41 protein-coding genes and 1 tRNA gene are annotated in these 21,878 nt (G+C 39.2%); 40 read left to right on the forward strand and 2 right to left on the reverse strand.

Annotated elements, in window-relative coordinates; translation table 11 throughout:
• Positions 1–135: 135 nt before the first annotated feature.
• Together LQZ76_RS08430 and LQZ76_RS08435 are read right to left on the reverse strand one after the other, a co-directional pair.
• A complete protein-coding gene (locus LQZ76_RS08430; RefSeq protein ID WP_230099284.1) occupies positions 136–543 on the reverse strand; it encodes a M48 family metalloprotease in 408 nt (135 codons plus the stop codon).
• An 18-nt stretch (positions 544–561) separates the two neighbouring features.
• The gene (locus tag LQZ76_RS08435) at positions 562–894 is read right to left on the reverse strand and encodes a helix-turn-helix domain-containing protein (protein WP_230099285.1); all 333 of its coding nucleotides are present in this window, start codon (positions 892–894) and stop codon (positions 562–564) included.
• 267 nt (positions 895–1,161) lie between these two features.
• On the opposite strand from LQZ76_RS08435, the gene LQZ76_RS08440 reads away from it, so the two are divergent.
• From LQZ76_RS08440 to LQZ76_RS08635, 40 genes are all read left to right on the forward strand, one after another.
• Entirely contained in the window at positions 1,162–1,395 is a 234-nt protein-coding gene (locus LQZ76_RS08440) for a hypothetical protein (RefSeq protein WP_230099286.1), read from the forward strand.
• Between the two features lie 14 nt (positions 1,396–1,409).
• A complete protein-coding gene (locus LQZ76_RS08445) occupies positions 1,410–2,132 on the forward strand; it encodes a phage antirepressor KilAC domain-containing protein (protein WP_230099287.1) in 723 nt (240 codons plus the stop codon).
• A gap of 2 nt (positions 2,133–2,134) precedes the next feature.
• Positions 2,135–2,344, forward strand: coding sequence for a hypothetical protein (locus LQZ76_RS08450; RefSeq protein WP_230099288.1), 210 nt, complete (start codon positions 2,135–2,137; stop codon positions 2,342–2,344).
• Positions 2,344–2,505, forward strand: coding sequence for a hypothetical protein (locus tag LQZ76_RS08455; protein WP_230099289.1), 162 nt, complete (start codon positions 2,344–2,346; stop codon positions 2,503–2,505). The genes LQZ76_RS08450 and LQZ76_RS08455 overlap by 1 nt, the downstream gene beginning before the upstream one ends.
• A gap of 161 nt (positions 2,506–2,666) precedes the next feature.
• Entirely contained in the window at positions 2,667–2,882 is a 216-nt protein-coding gene (locus tag LQZ76_RS08460; RefSeq protein ID WP_230099290.1) for a hypothetical protein, read from the forward strand.
• Positions 2,875–3,774, forward strand: a complete 900-nt coding sequence (locus LQZ76_RS08465) for a DUF1351 domain-containing protein (RefSeq protein WP_230099291.1) — start codon at positions 2,875–2,877, stop codon at positions 3,772–3,774. Before LQZ76_RS08460 ends, LQZ76_RS08465 begins: the two co-directional genes overlap by 8 nt.
• 2 nt (positions 3,775–3,776) lie before the next feature.
• Positions 3,777–4,625, forward strand: a complete 849-nt coding sequence (locus LQZ76_RS08470) for an ERF family protein (protein ID WP_230099292.1) — start codon at positions 3,777–3,779, stop codon at positions 4,623–4,625.
• Between the two features lie 2 nt (positions 4,626–4,627).
• Entirely contained in the window at positions 4,628–5,434 is an 807-nt protein-coding gene (locus LQZ76_RS08475; protein ID WP_230099293.1) for a phage replisome organizer N-terminal domain-containing protein, read from the forward strand.
• Positions 5,427–5,585, forward strand: a complete 159-nt coding sequence (locus LQZ76_RS08480) for a hypothetical protein (protein WP_230099294.1) — start codon at positions 5,427–5,429, stop codon at positions 5,583–5,585. Before LQZ76_RS08475 ends, LQZ76_RS08480 begins: the two co-directional genes overlap by 8 nt.
• 9 nt (positions 5,586–5,594) lie before the next feature.
• The gene (locus LQZ76_RS08485; RefSeq protein WP_230099295.1) at positions 5,595–6,221 is read left to right on the forward strand and encodes an ATP-binding protein; all 627 of its coding nucleotides are present in this window, start codon (positions 5,595–5,597) and stop codon (positions 6,219–6,221) included.
• Position 6,222: 1 nt separating this feature from the next.
• On the forward strand, positions 6,223–6,432 hold the full coding sequence (locus LQZ76_RS08490) for a hypothetical protein (RefSeq protein ID WP_230099296.1): 210 nt from the start codon (positions 6,223–6,225) through the stop codon (positions 6,430–6,432).
• Between the two features lie 163 nt (positions 6,433–6,595).
• Positions 6,596–6,865 carry a hypothetical protein gene (locus tag LQZ76_RS08495; protein WP_230099297.1) on the forward strand — a complete coding sequence of 90 codons (270 nt, stop codon included), beginning with the start codon at positions 6,596–6,598 and terminating at the stop codon, positions 6,863–6,865.
• 8 nt (positions 6,866–6,873) lie between these two features.
• Positions 6,874–7,551, forward strand: coding sequence for a putative HNHc nuclease (locus tag LQZ76_RS08500; RefSeq protein ID WP_230099298.1), 678 nt, complete (start codon positions 6,874–6,876; stop codon positions 7,549–7,551).
• A complete protein-coding gene (locus tag LQZ76_RS08505; RefSeq protein ID WP_230099299.1) occupies positions 7,541–7,738 on the forward strand; it encodes a hypothetical protein in 198 nt (65 codons plus the stop codon). Before LQZ76_RS08500 ends, LQZ76_RS08505 begins: the two co-directional genes overlap by 11 nt.
• Positions 7,731–8,171, forward strand: a complete 441-nt coding sequence (locus tag LQZ76_RS08510) for a hypothetical protein (protein WP_230099300.1) — start codon at positions 7,731–7,733, stop codon at positions 8,169–8,171. The genes LQZ76_RS08505 and LQZ76_RS08510 overlap by 8 nt, the downstream gene beginning before the upstream one ends.
• Positions 8,164–8,367 (forward strand): hypothetical protein, encoded by a 204-nt coding sequence (locus LQZ76_RS08515; protein ID WP_230099301.1) that lies wholly within the window; start codon positions 8,164–8,166, stop codon positions 8,365–8,367. The genes LQZ76_RS08510 and LQZ76_RS08515 overlap by 8 nt, the downstream gene beginning before the upstream one ends.
• On the forward strand, positions 8,360–8,818 hold the full coding sequence (gene ssb, locus LQZ76_RS08520; protein ID WP_230099302.1) for a single-stranded DNA-binding protein: 459 nt from the start codon (positions 8,360–8,362) through the stop codon (positions 8,816–8,818). Before LQZ76_RS08515 ends, ssb begins: the two co-directional genes overlap by 8 nt.
• A 41-nt stretch (positions 8,819–8,859) precedes the next feature.
• A complete protein-coding gene (locus tag LQZ76_RS08525; RefSeq protein WP_230099303.1) occupies positions 8,860–9,012 on the forward strand; it encodes a hypothetical protein in 153 nt (50 codons plus the stop codon).
• Positions 9,013–9,063: 51 nt separating this feature from the next.
• Entirely contained in the window at positions 9,064–9,417 is a 354-nt protein-coding gene (locus tag LQZ76_RS08530) for a hypothetical protein (RefSeq protein WP_230099304.1), read from the forward strand.
• Positions 9,417–9,590, forward strand: coding sequence for a hypothetical protein (locus LQZ76_RS08535; RefSeq protein WP_230099305.1), 174 nt, complete (start codon positions 9,417–9,419; stop codon positions 9,588–9,590). The genes LQZ76_RS08530 and LQZ76_RS08535 overlap by 1 nt, the downstream gene beginning before the upstream one ends.
• Positions 9,590–9,940 (forward strand): hypothetical protein, encoded by a 351-nt coding sequence (locus tag LQZ76_RS08540; RefSeq protein ID WP_230099306.1) that lies wholly within the window; start codon positions 9,590–9,592, stop codon positions 9,938–9,940. Before LQZ76_RS08535 ends, LQZ76_RS08540 begins: the two co-directional genes overlap by 1 nt.
• The gene (locus LQZ76_RS08545; RefSeq protein WP_230099307.1) at positions 9,937–10,359 is read left to right on the forward strand and encodes an ArpU family phage packaging/lysis transcriptional regulator; all 423 of its coding nucleotides are present in this window, start codon (positions 9,937–9,939) and stop codon (positions 10,357–10,359) included. The genes LQZ76_RS08540 and LQZ76_RS08545 overlap by 4 nt, the downstream gene beginning before the upstream one ends.
• Before the next feature lie 183 nt (positions 10,360–10,542).
• The gene (locus LQZ76_RS08550; RefSeq protein ID WP_230099308.1) at positions 10,543–11,214 is read left to right on the forward strand and encodes a hypothetical protein; all 672 of its coding nucleotides are present in this window, start codon (positions 10,543–10,545) and stop codon (positions 11,212–11,214) included.
• A gap of 17 nt (positions 11,215–11,231) precedes the next feature.
• The gene (locus LQZ76_RS08555) at positions 11,232–11,708 is read left to right on the forward strand and encodes a hypothetical protein (RefSeq protein WP_230099309.1); all 477 of its coding nucleotides are present in this window, start codon (positions 11,232–11,234) and stop codon (positions 11,706–11,708) included.
• 38 nt (positions 11,709–11,746) lie between these two features.
• Positions 11,747–11,819 (forward strand) — tRNA-Phe (locus LQZ76_RS08560).
• Between the two features lie 92 nt (positions 11,820–11,911).
• Positions 11,912–12,790: a terminase small subunit gene (locus LQZ76_RS08565; protein ID WP_230099310.1), complete on the forward strand. Its 879-nt coding sequence runs from the start codon at positions 11,912–11,914 to the stop codon at positions 12,788–12,790.
• Entirely contained in the window at positions 12,790–13,158 is a 369-nt protein-coding gene (locus LQZ76_RS08570) for a phage terminase large subunit (protein ID WP_230099311.1), read from the forward strand. Before LQZ76_RS08565 ends, LQZ76_RS08570 begins: the two co-directional genes overlap by 1 nt.
• 34 nt (positions 13,159–13,192) lie before the next feature.
• On the forward strand, positions 13,193–14,158 hold the full coding sequence (locus LQZ76_RS08575) for a phage portal protein (RefSeq protein ID WP_230099312.1): 966 nt from the start codon (positions 13,193–13,195) through the stop codon (positions 14,156–14,158).
• Positions 14,130–15,752 carry a minor capsid protein gene (locus LQZ76_RS08580; protein WP_230099313.1) on the forward strand — a complete coding sequence of 541 codons (1,623 nt, stop codon included), beginning with the start codon at positions 14,130–14,132 and terminating at the stop codon, positions 15,750–15,752. Before LQZ76_RS08575 ends, LQZ76_RS08580 begins: the two co-directional genes overlap by 29 nt.
• Positions 15,749–15,895 (forward strand): hypothetical protein, encoded by a 147-nt coding sequence (locus LQZ76_RS08585; RefSeq protein ID WP_230099314.1) that lies wholly within the window; start codon positions 15,749–15,751, stop codon positions 15,893–15,895. Before LQZ76_RS08580 ends, LQZ76_RS08585 begins: the two co-directional genes overlap by 4 nt.
• Positions 15,896–16,110: 215 nt before the next feature.
• A complete protein-coding gene (locus LQZ76_RS08590; RefSeq protein ID WP_168721292.1) occupies positions 16,111–16,617 on the forward strand; it encodes a DUF4355 domain-containing protein in 507 nt (168 codons plus the stop codon).
• A 13-nt stretch (positions 16,618–16,630) separates the two neighbouring features.
• Entirely contained in the window at positions 16,631–17,512 is an 882-nt protein-coding gene (locus tag LQZ76_RS08595; RefSeq protein WP_230099315.1) for a hypothetical protein, read from the forward strand.
• A gap of 60 nt (positions 17,513–17,572) precedes the next feature.
• A complete protein-coding gene (locus LQZ76_RS08600; RefSeq protein WP_230099316.1) occupies positions 17,573–17,914 on the forward strand; it encodes a phage head-tail connector protein in 342 nt (113 codons plus the stop codon).
• A complete protein-coding gene (locus tag LQZ76_RS08605) occupies positions 17,914–18,201 on the forward strand; it encodes a hypothetical protein (RefSeq protein WP_230099317.1) in 288 nt (95 codons plus the stop codon). The genes LQZ76_RS08600 and LQZ76_RS08605 overlap by 1 nt, the downstream gene beginning before the upstream one ends.
• A gap of 1 nt (position 18,202) precedes the next feature.
• Positions 18,203–18,559 carry an HK97-gp10 family putative phage morphogenesis protein gene (locus tag LQZ76_RS08610; protein WP_168721296.1) on the forward strand — a complete coding sequence of 119 codons (357 nt, stop codon included), beginning with the start codon at positions 18,203–18,205 and terminating at the stop codon, positions 18,557–18,559.
• Positions 18,556–18,924, forward strand: coding sequence for a hypothetical protein (locus tag LQZ76_RS08615; protein ID WP_230099318.1), 369 nt, complete (start codon positions 18,556–18,558; stop codon positions 18,922–18,924). Before LQZ76_RS08610 ends, LQZ76_RS08615 begins: the two co-directional genes overlap by 4 nt.
• 12 nt (positions 18,925–18,936) lie before the next feature.
• Positions 18,937–19,533 (forward strand): phage major tail protein, TP901-1 family, encoded by a 597-nt coding sequence (locus LQZ76_RS08620; protein ID WP_230099319.1) that lies wholly within the window; start codon positions 18,937–18,939, stop codon positions 19,531–19,533.
• 45 nt (positions 19,534–19,578) lie between these two features.
• Complete coding sequence (locus LQZ76_RS08625) at positions 19,579–20,028, forward strand: tail assembly chaperone (protein ID WP_230099320.1); 450 nt, start codon at positions 19,579–19,581, stop codon at positions 20,026–20,028.
• 44 nt (positions 20,029–20,072) lie between these two features.
• Positions 20,073–20,357, forward strand: a complete 285-nt coding sequence (locus LQZ76_RS08630) for a hypothetical protein (protein ID WP_230099321.1) — start codon at positions 20,073–20,075, stop codon at positions 20,355–20,357.
• A partial coding sequence (locus LQZ76_RS08635; protein ID WP_230099322.1) for a tape measure protein occupies positions 20,344–21,878 on the forward strand: 1,535 nt, incomplete at its 3' end. The genes LQZ76_RS08630 and LQZ76_RS08635, both read left to right, overlap by 14 nt.

The following is a 21,878-nucleotide window of genomic DNA, read 5'->3' on the forward strand; positions in this document are numbered from 1 at the left end:
AATATTTAAAAATTAAAAAGGAAGAAACGGCTCAATTTTATTGACCGTTTTAGATCAATGTGGCTCAACTTTATTGACTATTTTTGGCTCAATTTAACTTGACGGCGACATAAGAATGTTCCTTTTTACTATAGATTAAAAAAAATAGTAGTTTTCAATTTCTTCCTTCACCACATCTTCCATGCGATCAGGTATAGCAAATGCGTCCATGAACGTCACATAGTTGAGTTCGTGGTCTTTTTTTGCGTACAGCGACATAAGTAACTTAATTGCTGTAGCGTGTGCAGCATACTCTGTTTTTGAGTACACACGACTTTGAAATGCAAGGTGACTCTCTGAAGTATCACCGTTAATGATGTGCGCTAGTTCGTGTGAGAACTGAAAGGGTATCTCACGTTGGTTAGCGGCATTCATGTTGACCATGATAAAACGCGCTTCAGTTGAGCACCAAGAAGGTTCATCGGGTGCAAGATGTTCATTATCCAGCTGAACCCCAATGCCATGAGCTAGCGCATAATTTAGTAATTCGTAGATATAATCCATACATGTACGTCCTAGTGCTTATTTTTGGATACGCTTCAAGGTTTCACGAATGAAGTTCATTGTATCCTCGGAAATCTCACGTCCGTCGTAAAAGAAAACTCCTTCACTTGCGAGGTCTGTGTTTTTTTGTTTTTGTTTTGTTTCGGTAGAAGTCGGATCATCGGTATTACCTAATAAAAAATCTACAGAAACTCCAAGTACATCAGCGACCTTTTGCAGAGTTTCTGTTTTAGGTACTTGAGTTTTCCATTTATAGATTGTTTTTTCTCCGAGGCCTGCTTTAGCACTTAAAACTAATAAAGTCATTGAACGTTTTTTAGCAGTCTCTTTGACTCTTTCAAATAGTGACATAGAATTCATCTCCAGATAGAATTTAAAAAAGATACAGGAATATCTATTTTTATATTGACTAAGTATCCAACTAGGACTATTATAATAAATGTACCAAGTTGCTAAACAGCGACACAAACAAATAACCATCAATCAAAAGCCGTAGGAAGCAATATATTGGTGACGAGTCAGTGTTTATATAACGCTTATTTATGTGTCTATTGTAGTATCCAATTGGGTACTTTGTCAACAAGATACATTTAAAAAGGTACAGAAGGAGGTATTTATATGGTTGAAGAATTATTAAAGCAACTAGATTTAGCTGATCAAGTAACTTTTGTTATGAAAAAGCGTCATTTAACTTATGAGCTTTTAATTCCAAGCATCAATGCTTCATTACCTGAATATGTAACTCCTGTTAAAGGACGTAGTGAAGTTAGTCGAGCAATTAATAATGGAATTGGTCGTGGGAAGAAAAACGATGCAATTGTCCAAACTGTCAAAACAGTATTAGGAATTTAATAGGAGATTTATGTATGAACGAAATTATCAAGATTAACCAAAATGAACAAGGTGATGTTCAAGTTAGCGCTCGCCAACTATACGAAGCGCTTGAGATTAAAAAGAGTTATCGATTTAGTGAATGGTTTAAAACAAACGCTAAACAGTTGATTGAAAATGAAGACTTTACAAGTGTGGATGCAACCACGGTTGTTAATAATGGTGCTGCTAAACGAATTCAAGACTATGCATTAACGATTGATGCAGCAAAACAAATTGCCATGATGTCTGGTACTGAAAAAGGAAAAGAAGTACGGATGTATTTCATTCAAGTTGAGAAGGCTTGGAACAGTCCTGATCAAATTATGGCTCGGGCATTGCAAATTAGTAAATTGAAGTTAGAGAACAAAGACAAGTTAATTGCTGAGTTAAAACCTAAAGCAGTATTTGCTGATGCGGTTGCAGCATCGCACACCTCTATCTTAGTTGGTGAGTTAGCCAAGCTGCTTAAACAGAATGGTATTCAAATGGGCCAAAACAAATTATTCGGTTGGCTTCGAGATAACGGCTACTTGATTAAGCGAAAAGGCACTGACTATAACATGCCAACGCAGCGTGCGATGGAGCAGCAGTTGTTTGAGATTAAAGAAACGTCTATTGCACATTCAGATGGACACACTTCAATAAACAAGACACCAAAGGTTACAGGTAAAGGGCAACAGTACTTTATCAATAAGTTCTTAGTTGTGGAGGTTTAACTATGACGGAACAACGATTAGCTGATGATCAATTTCCACGTTTGATGAATAAGCAAACCGTAGCTAAGTTTTTAGGAATTGGTCAAAACACGCTCGAAAGTTTGATTAAGTACGACGGTTTGAATGAAGCAGCGTTCAAGCCAAGTAATTTGAACAACACAATGTTCATCAAGCAACGGGTTGTCGAATGGGAACGAAAGGTGGGCTTGTAATGGGATTTATCGAACAAGTATTTGATGAGATTGCAGAAAAGGTATTTGAAGACACTACTGGCCGTGAATTGGAAACGGTAATTGTTTTGTTTTCAGTATTCATGACAGTTATTCAAATCGTCGCAACGTTGGCGGGGGTTAACCTATGGTCGGCATCGTAGTGTTCTTGCTTATAGTTGCAGCGTCAATGACTGCAACAAACGTGTACGACTGGTACACACGTAAAGAGATTGAAAAACGTTGGCGTGAGTATGATTTACGCAACGAAAAAAACCACTACTGATAATCAGCAGTGGTCAGACCTAGACAAGGAGATTTTAACATGGAAACAGCAATCATCGCAACACTTGATGAAGATGGCAACCGCGTGGCTCAAATGCAGGGCTCAATGGTTGAACTAGCTTCATTGATCAATGCAGTAATTAACGGCATTGCAGATACAGAATTCGACTTTGAACTCATTTTAGGAATGGTTAAGGCTGAAGGGTTTGATTCAGATGTTATCACAAAAGAAAAAGAGGTAGTTAACCATGACTAATGAAGTTATGAACGTTGCGGATATTCAAGTGAAATTCGTTGAATCTGAAATTACCATTGAAAACAAAGTACAACTTGACTCGATGGTTAACACGGTTGTTGCTAAATACAAGGACTTGATTGTTACTGAAGCTACCTTAGCTGATGACAAGCGTTTGAAAGCAGATATTAACCGTTTGAAAAATGCTATGGATGATGAACGTAAACGAATCAAAAAAGCATATAACGAACCTCTAGTAGCTTTTGAAGCTCAGATAAAAGAGTACGTAACTGCAATTGAAGGTGTTGTTAACAATATCGATGAGGGCGTTAAGTACTACGAAGAATTGCAACGCCAAGAGCGACTGGAGAATGTTAAAACATTAATCGCTGAAATGGCCCCGAACTATGGTGTTGCGATTGAAGAAGTGGAAATTCAAGATGGCTGGTTAATCAAAACTATCAGCAATAAAAAATTGGTTGATGGCATTGCTGGAACGATGAACGACATCCAGGCACAAAAGAAAGCCTTGGCTGACAAGATTGAAACCATTTCGAAATACTGCGCTAAATGCGAAATTGATCCAGAGCCATTTATCGGGACCGCAGCACGATTTGAAATCATGGACATCATGCAACAAATTGATAATGCGGTAGCAGCAAAGCAAGCCAAGATTGAACGTGAAAAAGCTAAAGCAGACGCAGCGCTCCTTGCTAAAAAAGCAACGTTGCAACACGTTGGCGAAAAGTTGGTGGACTCTGAAACGGGAACGCTCAATCACATCGAACAGCAAATCACATTCACTATCCAAGGAACGCCTGAGCAAATCAACGGGCTTGCCTGGTACCTAACTAAAAATCAATTGAAGACGTTGAGTGCATCTGAGCGTACTGAAATCATCGTGGAGGATTAGACATGGTTGTAAAAAAAGAAGTCGCTAAAGAACCGAGTAAAGAAGTAATTGATGCCGAAGTAACTGAGGTTAATATGCCGGAATATAAGACGTTGTTTGAAGTATTAAGTGCCGTTCAAGCAAACATTGAGCAACCTAAGAAAACGGGTCACAACCCACACTTGAATAATTACTATGTAACTCTAGACGGGATTGTTAAGGCAATTGCTGAATCAATGCGTAAGACAGGGGCCAAGATTTGGTGGATGCAGGAACCGACAGAGGATAACGTGATGTACACCCACATTTATGGCTACGGGGACCACATTGCAATTCGGGGTTCTCAGTTGCAAGTCGGTGGTAATAAAGGGGTCAACAATGCTCAAGCGTTAGGATCAGCATTGACATACGCTCGCCGGTATAGCATTTCAATGGCGTTCGGAATTGTTAGTGATGAAGATGACGACGGCAACGGTGCAAGCCACAAAAATGATGATGGCAAATTTAATAATGGTAATTACAATCAACGCAGTAAAAACAACTATGGCAAGAAACAGTATGAACCACAGCAACAAAAACAATACAAGACACCGCAGGAACGTGGGGTTCAACAACAGTCGAATAATACATTTGTGCATGACATAAACAAGGCACAGCAACAAGTTGAACAAACCAAACGTGATCCGCGAGGGGATGAATATCGTAAGTTACGGCAAGAGTTAGCTGACAAGTATGGCATCACGATAAAAGAAGTTGATGATGCAATTAAGCAAGAAGCCAACAAGTTGCCAGAGTATGGTACAGACCAAATTGCGGCATACATTAATACAGCTAAATCAATGCTTAACAATCAAACGATAGTTGAGGGTTAGGTATGTCTGATAACAAAAAATACTATTACCTAAAACTCAAGGATAACTTCTTTGATTCTGATGAAATGGTTATCTTGGAGTCGATGCAAGATGGATACAAGTATTCAAATATCTTGTTAAAGCTTTACTTACGAAGTTTGAAAAATGAAGGTAAGTTGATGTTTAACAGTCGCATACCTTTTAATTCTCAGATGTTATCAACTATTACTAGACATTCAGTGGGCGATGTTGAAAAAGCAATTGGTATATTCAAACAACTTGGATTAATTGAGGTGTTGGATAACGGCGCAATCTACATGTTGGACATTCAAAGCTTCGTTGGTCAATCAAGTACAGAAGCAGACAGAATAAGAAACTATCGTAACAAGATTGCTAATGACAAAAAGCCACAAATAAGCGCTAATGAGTATGGTGTACAAATGTACGACAAAAGTACACCAGAGTTAGAGATAGAGTTAGAGAAAGAGATAGAGTTAGAAAAAGATATATTGTCGGGCAAGCCCAACAATTCATCGGCCAAGGCCGACAATGTCCCTTACGCTGATGTGATTGATTATCTCAACCAAAAGACCGCAAAGAAGTTTAAAGCATCATCACAAGCAACTAAGCGGTTAATCAAAGCTAGATTTAACGAAGGGTACGACCTAGATGATTTTAAGACGGTAATTGATAACAAATGTGCTGGTTGGTTGAATGATGCCAACATGAGCCAGTATTTAAGGCCAGCGACTTTATTCGGCACTAAGTTTGATAGTTATTTGAATGACACACCAAAGACTAATCGAAGGGAGGAAATTTGGTATGAGTGAGTTCCAACGAATTCAATTTGATAAAGACCAAATTAGAACTTTAGCAGCCGCTCATGGTGTTGATATGGATAATTTGCCCGACAAAGCTGAACAAGACAAAAAGGTTCTTTTAGCAGGGCAAGAAGCATACCTAAATCAAAAGCGGCGATAGTACTATTCAATGTCACTCTGGACTGGTAATCAACGGCTTAAGTTTACATTCAATGATTGGCATGTTGATCTGCAACCAGGTGATACCGCTAAAGAAATTGGAAATAGAGCGTATAAATTGGCCAAAAAAATGACTATTGAACCAACTAATGTGTTCCTTATTGGTGGTAAAGGTAGTGGCAAGACATCAATTGCTTTGGCCATGATGGACATGTTACGCGAAACGAAGTCGGTAATGTTTGTTAATACAGCTGAATTACTACGATTAATCACTGGACGATACGATTATCCAGATTTCAAGAAACGATTAATCGACATTGAGCGGGCCATGAATGAGGTTGATGTGCTGGTGTTAGATGACTTTGGCACTGAAGGTGGAATTAGAAGCGATTTAAGTAATCCTAAGGACGCTTTCAAGCAAGTACACAAAGATATGCAAGAAATGTTGTATCGGGTGTTAAACGCACGATTTGATATGAATAAGAACAAGGTAGCTCGCTCAACGATTGTTACAACTAACAATTTACAAGAGCAGCTAGAGATGATGTATGACACGAAGATTATTAGTCGTTTGATTCCAAAGAACAAAGAGCAGCGTTTGGCGTTCAATGGAATGCAGGATGTGAGAGGTGTGTAGTATGAAGGAATATTGGGCAGTAATCGAAACGAAAGGTGATCAAGAAATTCTATGCGGTGCGTACGAATCTGATGAGGATGCGTTGGTTCGCCGGAATGATGTTATGCGTTCGTTTGGATATAACAACGTGAGCATTCGATTGGTTTCGGAAGATGGAGTATCAAGCTTTGAAAATGTGGAAGCCCGATTTTTGAAGCCGCAGTTAATTTAGAGAGGAGCTGCTATGTTTCAGCTAGGCCGAACAGAAGACGATGCAGTCAAGTGGGATGAGGATTTAATATTTGACGATTTCGCTGCAGCAAGCATCGCGGTTAGAAATTTGTTCCAGATCAGCGGGACGATATACGTGATTAAGCAAGTAGGAGGATTTGGGAATGTATGAAGAAATTGAGAAGAAACAGGTAGAGGTTCAATGCCCAATTTGCGGGGATGTTTACCGTCGAAGTGTCAAAGTGTATCAAAAAACGGTCACTTGTCACACTTGCAAAACGAATTTGTGGATCAACAAGGTTTGGAAGCCAAGTGAGCTATTAATCAACCACAAGCCAATCAAGTTCATTGCTAGGCAGGTAGCAGGTGGCAAACGAGAATTTGAAGAGATGTTCCATGATAGCAAAGCTGGGGAGTATGAGTACATTCACTAGGTGGTTAAATGATTAATTCATTTGGGGCCATTGAAGAAATTACTGGCCAAACAATAAAGGTGCGAATCAACGATGAAGTTGATTTGAGTAAGCTACGCAAATTTGCAAATGGTAAGCAGCCAATTGTACGAGTTGAGCTAGATGATGGTCGCGGTGCCAGCATGGAGCAGATTAAGAAGACTCATGCACTAGCTAATGAATTTGGTGAATACACGGGCTACTTTAAAGATGCGATAGAAGTGATGAAGTATCTATATTCAGCCGAGACGGGAGAGAGTCCAGAATTTAGCTTTGAAACCGTCTCAATGAGCGCAGGAGCTCGTTTCATAGACTGGCAGATTAATTACATGCTAGATAACGAAATCCCGTTTAAGACGAAGATATGGGACGAAATCAAAGGTGATTACCGATGGCAGAAAAAGGCACTGAAGAAACGGTTATGTGTTATCTGCGGAACCGAACATGCGGACGTGGCCCATTTTGTTGCATTGGGTTCAGGAATGAACCGTGTCAAGGTTGATCCAAGTAAATACATGTACATGAGTCTGTGCAGAAAGCACCACGGAGAGCAGCACGCCATAGGTATCGTGACATTTTGTCAAAAGTACATCATTAAGCCAATTAAGTTGGAACCTGATGAAATTAAAGAATTTAGAATTCAAGGGAGATTAAGTAATGAATCTTAAACGATTACTGGCTTTGAGCTATGCAGCATTCAAAGCGGAGATTAGCGAGTTTGACTATCGTAAATTAGCACAATTTAACGGGGATGTGTTATTCAACATCTCGGTTGGTATCATCCCCGCAGAGGACTACACGAAGGATAAGCACGATTTAGTGTTTGATTTGATGGAGGAGAAGATTAATGGCTGAAAAATTGGAAAAGAGCAAAGGATTCATCGAAGAATTTAAAGAGATGAAAGAAAAGAATTCAACGCTTTTCGGTGCTATGTATAACTGCGAAAACGGAAAGATTAAAAAATTTATTTTTTGCGAAGATTTGAAAACTCGGGATAACAATCAATTTGTATTTTCGAAAATTTGGAATGGTGATATCGAGTTGGTTGAAAAAGAGCCTAGGTATGTTATTTACAATGATGTTGATGCAAGTGGCATGATCTTCAACTACCGCAGCAGCAAAACCACTGGCGCCTTCACAAATAACTGCAATTGGAAATCTATCAAAGATTGCTTAATCGGTATTGATAAAGAACTTAGGGAAGATGAGTTGTTTGACCAAAAGTTTGCGTTTACCTTGCGAGATACGGGTAAATTCAAGATTGCGCAGGTGGAAGAAAATGAATGAATTATACGGAATTGTATTCGCTGATGGAGAATTCCTGGTTGAACGAACGAAAGGAACCGCTTCAAGCTTTCGGCTTTACGAGGAAAAAGAAACGGCTAAACGAGTTCTGGCACGCAAGAAGAAAGATTACTACGAGAGTGCAGGTTTGCACATCGTTAAAGTGACAACCATTTTGGAGGGAATTGAAAATGATTAATCGAGTAGTTTTAGTTGGCCGTTTGACCAAAGAAGTCGAACTCCGATATACACAAAGTGGCAAGGCAGCAGGCAGCTTTACGATTGCAGTCAATCGCCAGTTCACTAATCAACAAGGCGAACGTGAAGCTGACTTTATCAATGCGGTTATCTGGGGTAAGGGAGCTGAAAATTTGGCGAACTTTACTCATAAGGGTTCATTAGTCGGAGTTGAGGGCCGGGTACAAACTCGTAATTACGAAAATCAACAAGGGACTCGAGTGTATGTGACTGAGGTAGTAGTTGATAACTTTAGTTTGCTTGAACCAAAGAGTGCAAATGATGGCCGCCAAAGTCAGCCAGTTAATCACAGTGGACAGAACAATTTTAATACTCCGAATAATCAGCCGATGAATGATCCATTTACTGGTGGCAGGGACATTGACATCACGGACGAACAATTGCCGTTTTAGAACTAATTGAAAACGAGGTAAATAATTTGGAGTGTGAAATCATGAATGTTAAGAGTGTACATCCTACGTTAGTTGGTGACTTGGTTGAAGTATCATTGTTGGTTAACTTTTACGGGAGTGAAGGCGTTGTAAATCGTATTATGACCAAAGATGATTGGTCAAGTATTGAATTAATAGGCTACATTAACGTGTAAATATTGTTAAACCGAGAGGCGGATGGGTGGAAGGCCCATTAGGAGGTGCAAATGAACGAGCAAGAGATTTTGGATCATATCAAAAATGAACTACCAATGATTTATGATAATGCACTAAAGGCTATCGGGTCACAGTTGCCAACGGTTATTGAGTGTAATCGCAAGTTACAAGGTCAACGGCTGCGCAATTCAGACCGTAAATTCAAGAACTTACTAAACATGTATGTACGTCAAATTATCGGCGGCTACGAACGAGCAACAATTCGACATGGCAAGTATGAGTTAATTAATGAATTTCCAAAAATGTTAGGTAGGTTATTGAAGTACCAGCAAGCACCGTATGAGATTAATTTAGGTAAAACGAAGTTGAGTTATGTCGAACGAGTTTTAACGGAGGAAATGTAATGAGTGATGATTTAAAGACCACGCTTAATTTGTTGGTCCAAGAAATGAAAGAAGCTATTGCATCAGGGGATGCTTTATTAATCCAACACCGGATAAAGTATTTGGAATTGTTCGTTAGCTCAATTCCAGAAAAGGCGATGTTGTTAACTGAGTTAGGGGAGGTAGTGCGATAATGGCTAGAGATGCATACACATTTGACCAATTGGCTAAGTACGAAGTGCATGGAGATGGAATTAACTTGGCTCATCCAGCAAATGCAGCTTTGCTAGAACGGTTGCAAGAACACTGGCGTAACAAACCAACAGAACGTTCAAACGAAGACCTTAAGCCAAAGCGTTTGAATCGAGATAACACTCCAGTAATCGTGACGAATAAGTATGATGTGAAGAAACGTTATCCGAATGCATCGGCAGTTGCTATGTCTTATGGATATCCGGGAGCTGATGTCATCCATAAGCTGATTAGCAAAGGTGAAGAACTACGTGGTGGATTAAAAGTCCGATATATGGAGGCTGGTGAATGAGTTTAAAAGAAATCAATGAACGTGCCACCGAGGAACGTGTACGAAAATTCTTCAAGAATGACTTTAAGCGCTGGATGTTACTCAGCGGCACTAGCTTGGCAGACCTGCAATCACCGTCAATCAATGATATGCCATCATCTCCAAGTTATGGTAATTCAAACGAAGATAAGATAACGATCAACATAGATGCTAAAGTGGTCGTTGCTGAAGTGGTTCGAGTTATCAGTTCTCTTGAGCCGCAACAAAAGAAAACACTCACGTTACATCACTTGCAAGGTCGAGACTTAACTGAAGTGAGCGAAGCAATTCAACGCACCAATCGGCAATGCCATCGCATATTGAATAAGGCATATCTGGCGTTTGCTTATGGTTACCAAATAGAGTCGCTACTAGTGTATCGTGATGTTGCTACTGTCTAAAATGTCAGAAAAGTGTCAGAAAAATGTCATACTTTAGATGATATAATATAAGATGAACATAACCTTAATTGGAAAGTTCCTCCGAATTAGTTTAAGAACATTATTAGGCATCCAGCGATGGGTGTCTTTTTTAGTGTATAATATTAAGATTGTTCAAATAATTTTAATATGAGGTTTTTTACTATGATACCTTGGATAAATCATCTTGAGTGGGGGAGCGTTCCAGATTGGTTTAGTGCAATAGGAACGGTTGGAGCTATAGCAATATCATTATCAGCACCATATGTAATGCGTGGTAAGGTTAAAGTTAACATAGAAAACATCTTATCAAAATCAACTGGCCAATTTGTAGGCATTAAAGTGTCAGGTATAAATTATAAAGAAAGGCCAATTAATGTTTTTAAGATAGGAATTGATTTGAGAAAAATTAGTCATAAAAAGCAGATTCTTTTGTTATCTAATGAAATTGATTTTGATGGATGCATCTTACATCAAATGGAGAAAGTTGGGTCAGGAATTAATGCCATAGAGCTATATCACTACTTGAATCTTATAATTGATGATAGGATGCAACGATCTAAGGTAAGAAAAATAATAGAAAAAAGCTGCGGTAATTCATTTGTAGGAAGATTTATTTTGAAATCAAGATTGTTTAATTATAAAACTGTAAAGGTTAGAGGATATATTCAAGATATGACGGGTAGGTCTTTTTTAGGAAAGTCTTTCCCCATCAATATGGACGGTCTGAAAGCAGCAATAAGCCGGGAAAATAATGAAATGACAAAACAAAAATTCGATGAAAGTATTTTTGATACTACAAAAATAAGTGATGAAAGATATCTGAATACAAAATAAATTTGGAGATTAAATTAATGGATTTTATATCAATAATAGGTATGGTTAGTAATTTTTTTGGGAAAATTAAAAGTTGGTATAGTGAGAAACATAGGTTATATATTTATATATCTGACGACAGTATATTTGATGATAATAGTACAAGTGCAGGGCTTGTTGTTAAAGTTGTAAACAAAGGAAAGCATAATATTGAGATAGATAATTTAAAAATACAACTTTATCATCCATATGATAAAAAAATATTCATCTATTCAGTACGTGAATATAATAAAAAAATTCTATTGGAAGGTGAAAGCGAAGAAGAGTATATAACACAAATTAATGCTAAGGTCTTTTTGAATGATATGAATGAATATAAGAGTATGTCTGAAAAAGATAGTAATATAGTTTATAGATTTTGTGTATATGATAATTTAAAAAATACATTTAAAAGTAGGAAGTATAAATCAACGTTATCTGAATTTGAAAAAATTTTAAATACTAATTTATGGTAAAGGACATCTGTTGCGGATGTCTTTTTTAATACAATCATGGAAGTGTAGCTCACCTGGTAGAGCGTCTGTTTGAAGCACAGAAGGTAGTAGGTTCGACTCCTACCATTTCCTTTGCCTGATAGGCATAACATAAAACAATGCTAACTGGTCATCCCCCTGATCAGTTTAGTGTACATATAGCAGAATGGAGGTGGTGTGATGACATGACTCGAGAAGAGATTAAAGAGTTAGCAGAGTTTGATTTCATTAAGGGGATGAGCATTGAAGACATTGCCTCTAAGTATGGGTTAAACAAGAAGACTGTAAGTTCGTGGCGGACTCGTGGCAAATGGGTCGATAAACGCAATGCAAGTTTAAGTGAAGAGACAACGCACGACAACGCAACAACGCAACGCAGCAATGCACAACAACGCAACCGTAACACAGTGCCATCAGAAGAAGACAAACCGCCAGATAACAATAACGGCTTAACTGCTAAACAACAGGTTTTTGCAAGGGAATACATGAAGTCTTACAATGCAACTCAAGCATATATAAATGCGTATGATGTGGACCGAGAAACAGCAGATAAGGTGAGCTACCGAATGTTGGGAAATGTTGGGGTTAGAGCTGAAATTGAACGTCTCAAAAAAGAGAAAGCGCGCAAGCTTGATTTGTCTTATGAGTCCTTGCTGCTTGACCTAGCTCGTGAAGCTAATGCAGACATTGGTAAGTATGTAAACTTTGCTAGTCATGATGAAACAGTCGTTGATGCTAAAGGTAAGCCGGTCCTTGATGTAAATGGTGCCGAAATTATAGCGCATAAGTCGCAAGTGTGGCTCAAGGATAAAGCTAACGTTGATACATCACTGATTAAGAAAGTGTCAGTTGGTAAAGATGGAGTACAACTTGAACTTCATGACCGTAGTAAAGCCCGTGATGAGTTACTAAAACGGTTGGCCCCAGATGAAGAACTGAAAGCGTTGCAGATTGAAAAAGCAAAGGCAGAGCTGGCGTTGGCCAAGAAGAAACTTGAATTGTTGAATGGTGGTGCTGATGATAATGTAACGATTAACATCCAACCATTTGGGGGTGATGAGTAATGCCAACGATTAATTGGAAGTTGCCAGAGATGGTAAGTGCAGCCTATGCCCCATTGTTTACTAGTGACAAGCGTTACATCGTCTACAAGGGAAGTCGTGGGAGTGGTAAGAGTGAAGCAGCTGCACGTAAAGCTATCTTGGACATAGTTACTAAGCCGTATGTTAATTGGCTGATACTTAGACGGTATGCAAACACCAATCGACAATCTACATTTACATTGATACAAAAGGTCGCTACTCAATTAGGAGTTAGTGGCCTTTTTCAATTCAACAGTTCATTACCTGAAATAACGTATAAGCCAACTGGACAAAAGATATTGTTCCGTGGGGCAGATAAGCCATTATCTATCACATCTTTATCAGATTAAGTACAGTCCAACTAGCGTTAGCAGTTTTGTTGAAGTGTATACAGCGGATGAAATTTACTACTTCAATTCAGAAGCTAGTGATTTCACCGGGATTAAGTTTGATAGAGTGGAAACATCACCATTTCAAGGAGTGCCAATCAATGAGTACAAGAACAACGAAGAACGTTTAGGTGACTATGAGAGCGTGCTAGATGGAATTGATGCTTATGACTTATCACAATCAGAATTAGCCAATTTCCAACAGGACATGAATGATGCGTACCTGGTTATCACGGGTAACCCAATGACTGGGACCAGCGAACCAGATTACCAAACTGATGAAAATGGTGAGCTTGTACTTGATGAATACAACAATCCGATAACCGTTGATAATTCAGAGACGGACGTTGTTCAAAACATGCTTAAAGCACGATTGTTAATCTTGGATAACAACAATGATCCAGAAGGGCCAAACCCAAGTGCACAGTATTTAACAAAGACATACGACTCAACGGGTGCTGAAGCGTATAAGAAACGTTTAGTTGATGACATCTTACGATTTACATTCACCCCAGATACAAATGACCAGAACTTTGCTGGAACACAATCTGGTGAAGCGATGAAGTATAAGTTGATGGGTAATGATAATTTACGTAAGACTAAAGAACGGTTGCTAACTCGTGGAATTATGCGGCGGTTACGGCTTATTGGGAACGTGTGGAGCATTAAGAACACTCTATACGGCATCATTAATGAAGTACAACTCAAGTTCACGCCTAATGTGCCACAAAACGATGAAGAACGGGTCACACAACTTAAAGCACTATATGGTGTGATTAGTGACGAAACTTTGTTCGAGTTGTTAGAAACGTTTACCGGTGTAGATGCTGATGAAGAAATGAAGCGGCTTGATGAACAAAAGCAAAAAGGCATGGAGGACTTTACTGCTCAAACGAATTACAAACAGTTAAAGCCTGATGATGGTGGCCAAGATGGACAACTACTGGACCAAGCGGATTAATGACATCATGGATTTGCTAGACACGAGAGATGAGAAACTGAACGCTGCAATGCTCAAAGAGTACAAAGCGGCATCAGATGACATCTCAAAGCGAATAGCAGATTTTTATGATAAGTATGCCGAAGATGGAACATTGAACTATGAGGATGCACGTAAGCAGATACGTGCAACTGATTTGAGTGATTATGTCAAACGAGCCAATGAGTATCGAGAGGCGAGTGACAAGAACCCTGAAATGTTGCGGCGTTTGAATGCACAATACACAACAGCTAGGTTAAATCGATTAGAGTTATTGAAACTTGAGATTGATTTTAGGCTTATCCAGGCCAGTGATAAACAGGATAAGTCATTTACAGATTATCTATCAAAAGAGAGTTCATACATTTATGATCAGTTAGTAAATGGTAAGACAATTGATACGTTGAATGACAAAGAGATAGAAACGATTATCCAAAATGAGTGGAGTGGAGCTAATTACTCACAACGTTTATGGCGTGACAATGATTTACTTGCTAATAAGTTAAAAGATGAGTTGGTCCGTGCTGCTATTAACGGGAGCAATCCTAAAGTAACAGCCAAGAAGTTACGCGATTCATTCGGTGGCACGAAACCCAACACAGAACGTTTGGTGCGGACAGAGTCAACGTATGTGGCTAATGCAACAATTGCAAAGCGATACAATGATATGGGCGTTAAAAGCTATACATTTAGTGCCCACATTGATAGTCGAACATCTAGTATTTGCCGTCATTTGAATGGTGAAACATTTCCACTTAAAGATTTTAAGCCAGGTGTTAATGCACCTGCTATGCATCCAAATTGTCGGAGTCGGATAGTTCCAAGCGATGATGATTTGAGCAAGTACGATAAGTATCTTGATGAAGGAACTATTGATGACTTAGGCAAGAATGAATCAGCACAAACCAAGTACTTACCAAAACCGCTTATTGGTGTTGATAAGTGGAGTGAAAAGGAACTCCGAACCTATGTTTCTGAAAATCTAGGAATGGAACTGCAAGAGACATCAAGAACAAAGTTGTCAGAAACAGCGTTGAGACAAACTGCTGAAGTGGTTGGCATGTTTGAAAAAATGTATAACGCATTACCTAATAAAATTCCGAAGATAGAAGCGTTGACTAAAACCAAGGCTAAAAATGCGATTGCGTGGTATAGTAGTTATAGAGAAAGTCGTAAACCGATCGGATTTGGAATTAACGTTTCGTGGTTTGAAACAGCAGATAAACTGACCAACATGGTTGAATACAACGTGAAGCAAGGTTGGTTTTCAAATAATACGAACGCAAATCACATCATGATTCACGAATTCGGTCATCACGTTGATGGGCAACTAAGCGTGTTGAATGGAGAAAATGGTAAGTTTTCCGAATGGTTATTTGATAAAATAAAGGAAGATAACAGTGCTTTTGATGACATTAAAATAAGTCGTTATGCCGAAAGTTTCTATCAAAAAACTGGAAGTCGAACGGAATCATTCGCGGAGTATTTTGCTGAAGCGTACGGGGAAACACCTGGAGAGAATGCAAAGACGTTTAAAGTATATCTAGAAAAATATATTCAGGAGTTGGTAAAATGATGATTGCGCCTAAAGGAATTGAATATTGGACAAAAGATGGTATCGCTGATGACGCACCTGATTGGGCGAAGATTGAGTATGCGGAATACCAAGAACAAATGAACGAAACACCAGATGAAAACGGTGTAGTGAACCAGAAATAAAATTTAAATAATTAAACATATCAAGCAGTTATTAAGCAGTATTTAATAACTGCTTTTTTTGTACCTAAAGCCGCCATTGAGCGGTTTTTATTTTGACCTGTCACACGTCTTTAAACTGGGCAAAGCGTGTATGGATTACTAAATAGTCGTGTGTGGGGAAACGTGCATGGGACGTTATGTTTAGTAGTATGTATGGACTTAAAAGGAGATTAAGAATGGCTGACGATTTAACACAAACAACAGAAGAAGAACCAAAAGTTGATGAACCAGGTACGCTCTCATTAACTCAAAGCGAATTGGATTCAATGCTTGATAAACGTGTATCTAAGGCGCTTGAAACTGCTAAAGGTAAATGGGAAGAAGAAACTCAAGCTAAGATTTCTAAGGCTGAAGAATTGGCCAAGATGAGTGCTGCTCAACGTAAAGAAGCTGAAGAACAACAACGATCAGCAGAACTGGAAAAGCGTGAAAAGGAACTTAACTTACGTGAATACCGATATGAAGCTAAGCACCAACTTGAAGAGCAAGGATTATCTGAAAAGTTCGTTGATATGGTTTTATCTGAAGATGCAGAAACAACTAAGAATAATATTAATAGCCTTAAGGCTGAATTTGATAAGTCGATTGAAGCGGCAGTCAATGAACGCTTAAAAGGTTCAACACCAAGCGCAGGCGGAAAAACTGATACCAAGTCAGATATCAGTTCCGCTTTAGGATTATAAAGGAGAATGAAACATGGCAATTAACTATGTAACTAAAGATGAAGGCTTGTTTGATCAAAAGATTAACCAAGGTCTTTTAACATCAGTGTTAGGAGTTCCGGACGTAACGTTGGTGAATGGTGGTAAGTCATTTACACTTACGACTATTTCAACATCAGGGTTCCAACCACATACACGGAACAAAGGGTTTAATACTGGTACGGCCTCTAATGACAAAAAGGTTTACACTATGGGCCAAGACCGAGATGTTGAATTTTATATTGATGCCCAAGATGTGGATGAAACAAACCAAGATTTAGCAGTGGGTAACATTTCAAAAACTTTCATTGAAGAAAATGCGCAACCTGAAATTGACGCATACCGATTTGCAACTATGGTTAAAGGTGCTGGTACAACTGTTACTGAAACATTGACTGTTGATAATGTTTACACTCAATTGAAGTCAGCATTGTTACCAGTTCGTAAGTACGGTGCTCAAAATATCGTAGGGTTCGTTTCTAGCGAAGTAATGGACGCATTGGAACGTTCAAAGGAATTTACTCGTTCAATCACTAACCAAAATGTAGGAACTACGGCGCTTGAGTCACGAATCACATCACTTGATGGTGTGCAATTGATTGAAGTATGGGATGCAGACCGGTTTAAGACGGCGTACGATTTCTCAAATGGGTTCAAACCAACAGCAGCGGCAAACGATATTAATTTCGTATTCGTCGCCAAGCAAGCAGTCATTCCTATTGTGAAAGAAAACGCGATTTACTTATTCGCACCTGGTCAAGTTGGACAAGGGGATGGGTACCTTTACCAAAACCGTCTCTACCACGACTTTTTCATTAAGGATAAACAAAAGATTGGTATCTCAGCATCAATCAAGGCTGCTGAAAAACAAGCCTAGGCTAATTAAGACAATGGCTAAACCATTCAAATGGGGTGAGAAGCCCATCGAGGAGGTAACATGACAATTGATGATCTAACTAAGGTTAAAGTGTTGCTTTCAATTAAAGATAGCAACCAAGATGATTTGCTTAATTTACTGCTTGAAGATAATGAAGCACGATTGCTCAGTTACATTAACCAAGATGGTAACACGTCTGTTAAATTTCCGACTGAATTAGCATGGTTGTTGCGTGAGATAACAGTGCGTCGCTTTAATCGTATTGGTGACGAAGGCAAGAAATCATCGAGTGAGAGTGATGTTTCAGCGACTTGGTCCGATGATGATGTTCAAGATTTTGCAGTATATTTAAATAAGTATCGGCAGCGCAAAGGTGGCCGTGGGACTGCGAGGTTCATTTAATGAGATATAACGATCGAATTAAGATAGTAACCACTCAATCAGTTGATGGTGAACTCGGGCCCGTCACTAAAAAGATAATCTCAGATTGGTTAGAATGTCGTATTACTGGTGTGTCTCAAGCTATGAATATTGGGGTGTTTGGTAAATACAACTCTAATGCACTTGCAGTTCACCTTAAAGGCGGATTAGGAACTATTTCAGGGGTTATTTATAACGGTGTGGAACGTAAACCTGAAGTAGTAATTAAAGCCCGTAAGAACACGATAGTGGTAATTCAGGGGGTGTAACATGGCCAAAGTAAGCATTAAGTTTGAGGGTGCAGACCAGTTGATTCGGAAGTTCAATAACCAACCAGCAGCAATTAAGCGTGAAGCAAGTGGGATTATACTTAACTCTGCTTTGCGAGTTGAAAAGCGAGCATCAGATAATGCTCCTGTTGATACGGGCTACTTAAGGCAGCATATTACAGCCAATAAAACCGGTGAGATGAGTGCTGAAGTGGTTGCGTCGGCAAATTATGCAATCTATCAAGAGTATGGTACACGTAAGATGGCAGCACATCCATTTATGCGTCCGGCAATGGACCAAGAAGGCCCATTATTCATGCGGAAGTTGCAAAATTTACTGAATGGAGGGCTTAGATGATGCATTCACCAACTGGTAATTTATTAGTTGATTTGTATAAGGCGTTAAAAAGTGGCAATGTTCCAGTTTACACAGTGCTGCCTGGTGCCGAGGTACCAGAACCTTTATTAGTGATTGGCTCTCACTCAGAAGATGATAGTCCGTCTGGTAAGGCTGGGTATGAGGTATCGACAACCGAGGTACAAATTGATATGTACTATCCGATTGATGACAGGATGGCGCTTGAAGATCAGATTTATCAAACAAAAAATATAATTAAAAATTCAACTGACAAAATAACGCGAGTTACAGCTAGAACGATTGTAGATAGTTCAATCGGGCGAGATGTTTTTCACGTTATTTTTTTAGTATCAGCATACATTTAAGGAGATTAAAACATGGCATACGTAGATAACGGTGTGACAGCAACTAAAGGGAACCCATTACTTGGTAAAAAAGTTTGGTACTTTCTTCAATCAACACAAGCACCAGTGGGGGCTAAAGCAGTTCTACCATCATTACAAACCGATGGCTCAACAAGCATTGAAGGGGATTCAATCGATGAACAAACTAAGTTCGGTCGAATTGTCATGCCTTCAACTAACGAAGACTCAATCAAGCTTAAAACATACGTAGTTCCAGGTGATGCAGCAATCGACATCATTAAGGATGCTAAACATAACGGTAATCAAGTTAAGGTTTGGCGTGTAACGGTTGATAAACGATTTGCAATTAAAGAAACGGACAGTGCTGATCCTGCTAAGACTCACCAAGCATTCCCAGCAATATTTGGTTATGGAGTGGTAGATAGTTTGGACTTGGATGATGGGGATGACCTAGTATCTGCAGACTATACACTTAATATCTTGGATAAGTTGAAGGAAGGCACATTTCCATTGACTGATGAACAGCTAGCAGCGTTGGAAGAATTATATGAATTTGAACGTCCTGGTGAATCTAGCGGAAACTTTGGAACTGACGAACCAGGCAAGTAAATAGGAGGGCTTACGGGCCCTTTACATAAAGGAGAATAGAAGACAATGCAAGTGACAATCAAAGGTACTGTTTACGAACTAAAATTTAACTTTAAGGCGTTGTTCAAAACAAACAAAGAGTTGAGCACGATTGATGAAAATGGTAACAACATGGGTGATGGTGCAACAAACTTATTTACACGACTAGCCTTAGGTGATTCATTGGCAATTGCTGACACAATCAAAGTAGCTTCAAATGTTGGTAAGGTTAGTGACGAAGATGTCTTTAATGCAATTGATGAATTGACTGAAGATGGAACAAAATTAGAAGAAGTACTTGAAGAGCTAAAGGAAGAATTGAAGCATAGCGGTTTTTTCGTGAAGTCAATCCAAAGCCAAAAGAAGGAGTTGGAAGAGGCATTAGCAATGCTCAAGAAGAAGGACGAGAGCGAACAAGTAAGCCAACAAATTATGGCAGTTCAACGGATTGTGAAATTGCTCAACGACAATCTTTAATTGAGTCATGTGCCCGATTTGGAATATTTGATTTTGAGTGGGCTATGTCACTCTATAAATGGGAGCTTGATGCGGTGATTAAAGGTGTTCAAATGGGACAGATTGATGAACGTGAACGATTAGCAGTGCTTGCTGCTAGCGTTGGCTATTTTAGCAATTCAGAAAAACCTAAGTTTAAGAATATTTTTGATCGCAATAAGGAAGAACAAGCTCTTGAACAGGCATATAAACCTGAACAAGTAAAAGCTACCAACAAGCAACGCATGGCTTTATACGACAAAGTTCGAGTTGCGTTTGGTGGAGAAAGGAGTGAAGATGGCGAGTTATAACGGTGGTTCGGTAACAGCCCATATCGGTGCGGATATATCTGATTATCAAGCAGCTATGAGAGCAGTATCGAGTTCAACTAGTAAGACGATGGGCGGTGCTGCTTCAGCTACCAATTCAACAACTGGTAGGTTTAGTTTGATGAATACAACGGTTGGTAAGATTGCCACTGGTGTTGGTGCAGTTGCATTGGTGTCTAAAGGCATTGGCATACTTAAAGACAGCGTTGGGACTGCGGTGGCACGGTTTGACACATTGAACGCATATCCTAAAGTTATGAAACAAATGGGATATTCAACTCAAGATACAAACAAGTCAGTTGGAATCTTAAAAAAGGGTGTTGATGGACTTCCAACGTCACTTCAAGACTTAACGCAGAGTGCTCAAAGTTTTGCAATTCTTGAAAAGAGTGCAACTAAAGGGGCTCAGACTGCCACTGCATTGAATGATGCTTTTTTAGCATCGGGTGCAAGTGCAGGGGATGCAAGTCGTGGGGTAGAACAATATAGCCAGATGTTGGCTAGTGGGACGGTTGACCTACAAAGTTGGAAAACATTACAAGAAACGATGCCGTATGCATTGACTACAGTAGCTAAATCCTTTGGGTTAACTGGTAAATCAGCCGAACGTGACTTATATGCTAAGTTAAAGTCAGGTAAGATTACAGTCGATGAACTTAATAAGCGCTTCATTGCGTTGGATGGTGGTGTTAATGGATTTGCTAATACAGCTCGTACTGCAACGGGAGGTATCGGTACTTCATTTACAAATATGAAAAATGCGGTATCTAAAGGATTGGCTGATACGCTGAGTTCAATTGATGCAGGCCTTAAAAAAGCTGGTACTGGTGGGATTGCGGCGATATTGAATAATGTTAAAGTAGCAATTACCAATACATTTACAGCAGTGAATTCAACTATTGTTGCTATTATGCCTTCAATTATTGCAGCGATTAATACCATCGCTCCAGTGATTAAAGGCATATTTAGTACTGTTACCACGGTGATTAGTAGCGCCGTAAACTTTGTAAAAGCAAATAGTGGTTGGCTAGAACCTTTAGCAGTTGGTATAGCTACGTTTGCTGGTGCAATTGTAACAATCAATGCGCTAGGTAGAGCATTTACAGTGCTCAAAGTAGCCTCAGCAGTTGGTGGTGATATTAAATTGCTCGGATTTGCTTTGAACAATATGGCCAGTTCAAGTAAGTTGGCTCAAGCAGGTTTAATGTTATATAACGGTGTTACTAAGGTGGCTATGGGAGTACAAGCAGCATTCAATGCGGTTATGGCAATTAATCCATTTGTATTGATCATTGCTGCTGTCGTTGCTTTAGTTGCGGGTATAACATGGTGGATTACTCAAACAAAGTCTGGTCAGGCAGTATGGCAAGCATTTACAACCTGGCTTAGTGGTGTATGGTCAGGCATGGTTGGATTTTTTCAAGGCATTTGGTCCAGCATATCCGCCGGAGTGAGTGCAACTGTTACATTCTTTCAGACAACTTGGCAAGGATTTATTACTTT

The sequence above is a fragment of the Periweissella ghanensis genome, assembly GCF_918814755.1.
Lineage (GTDB): Bacteria > Bacillota > Bacilli > Lactobacillales > Lactobacillaceae > Periweissella > Periweissella ghanensis.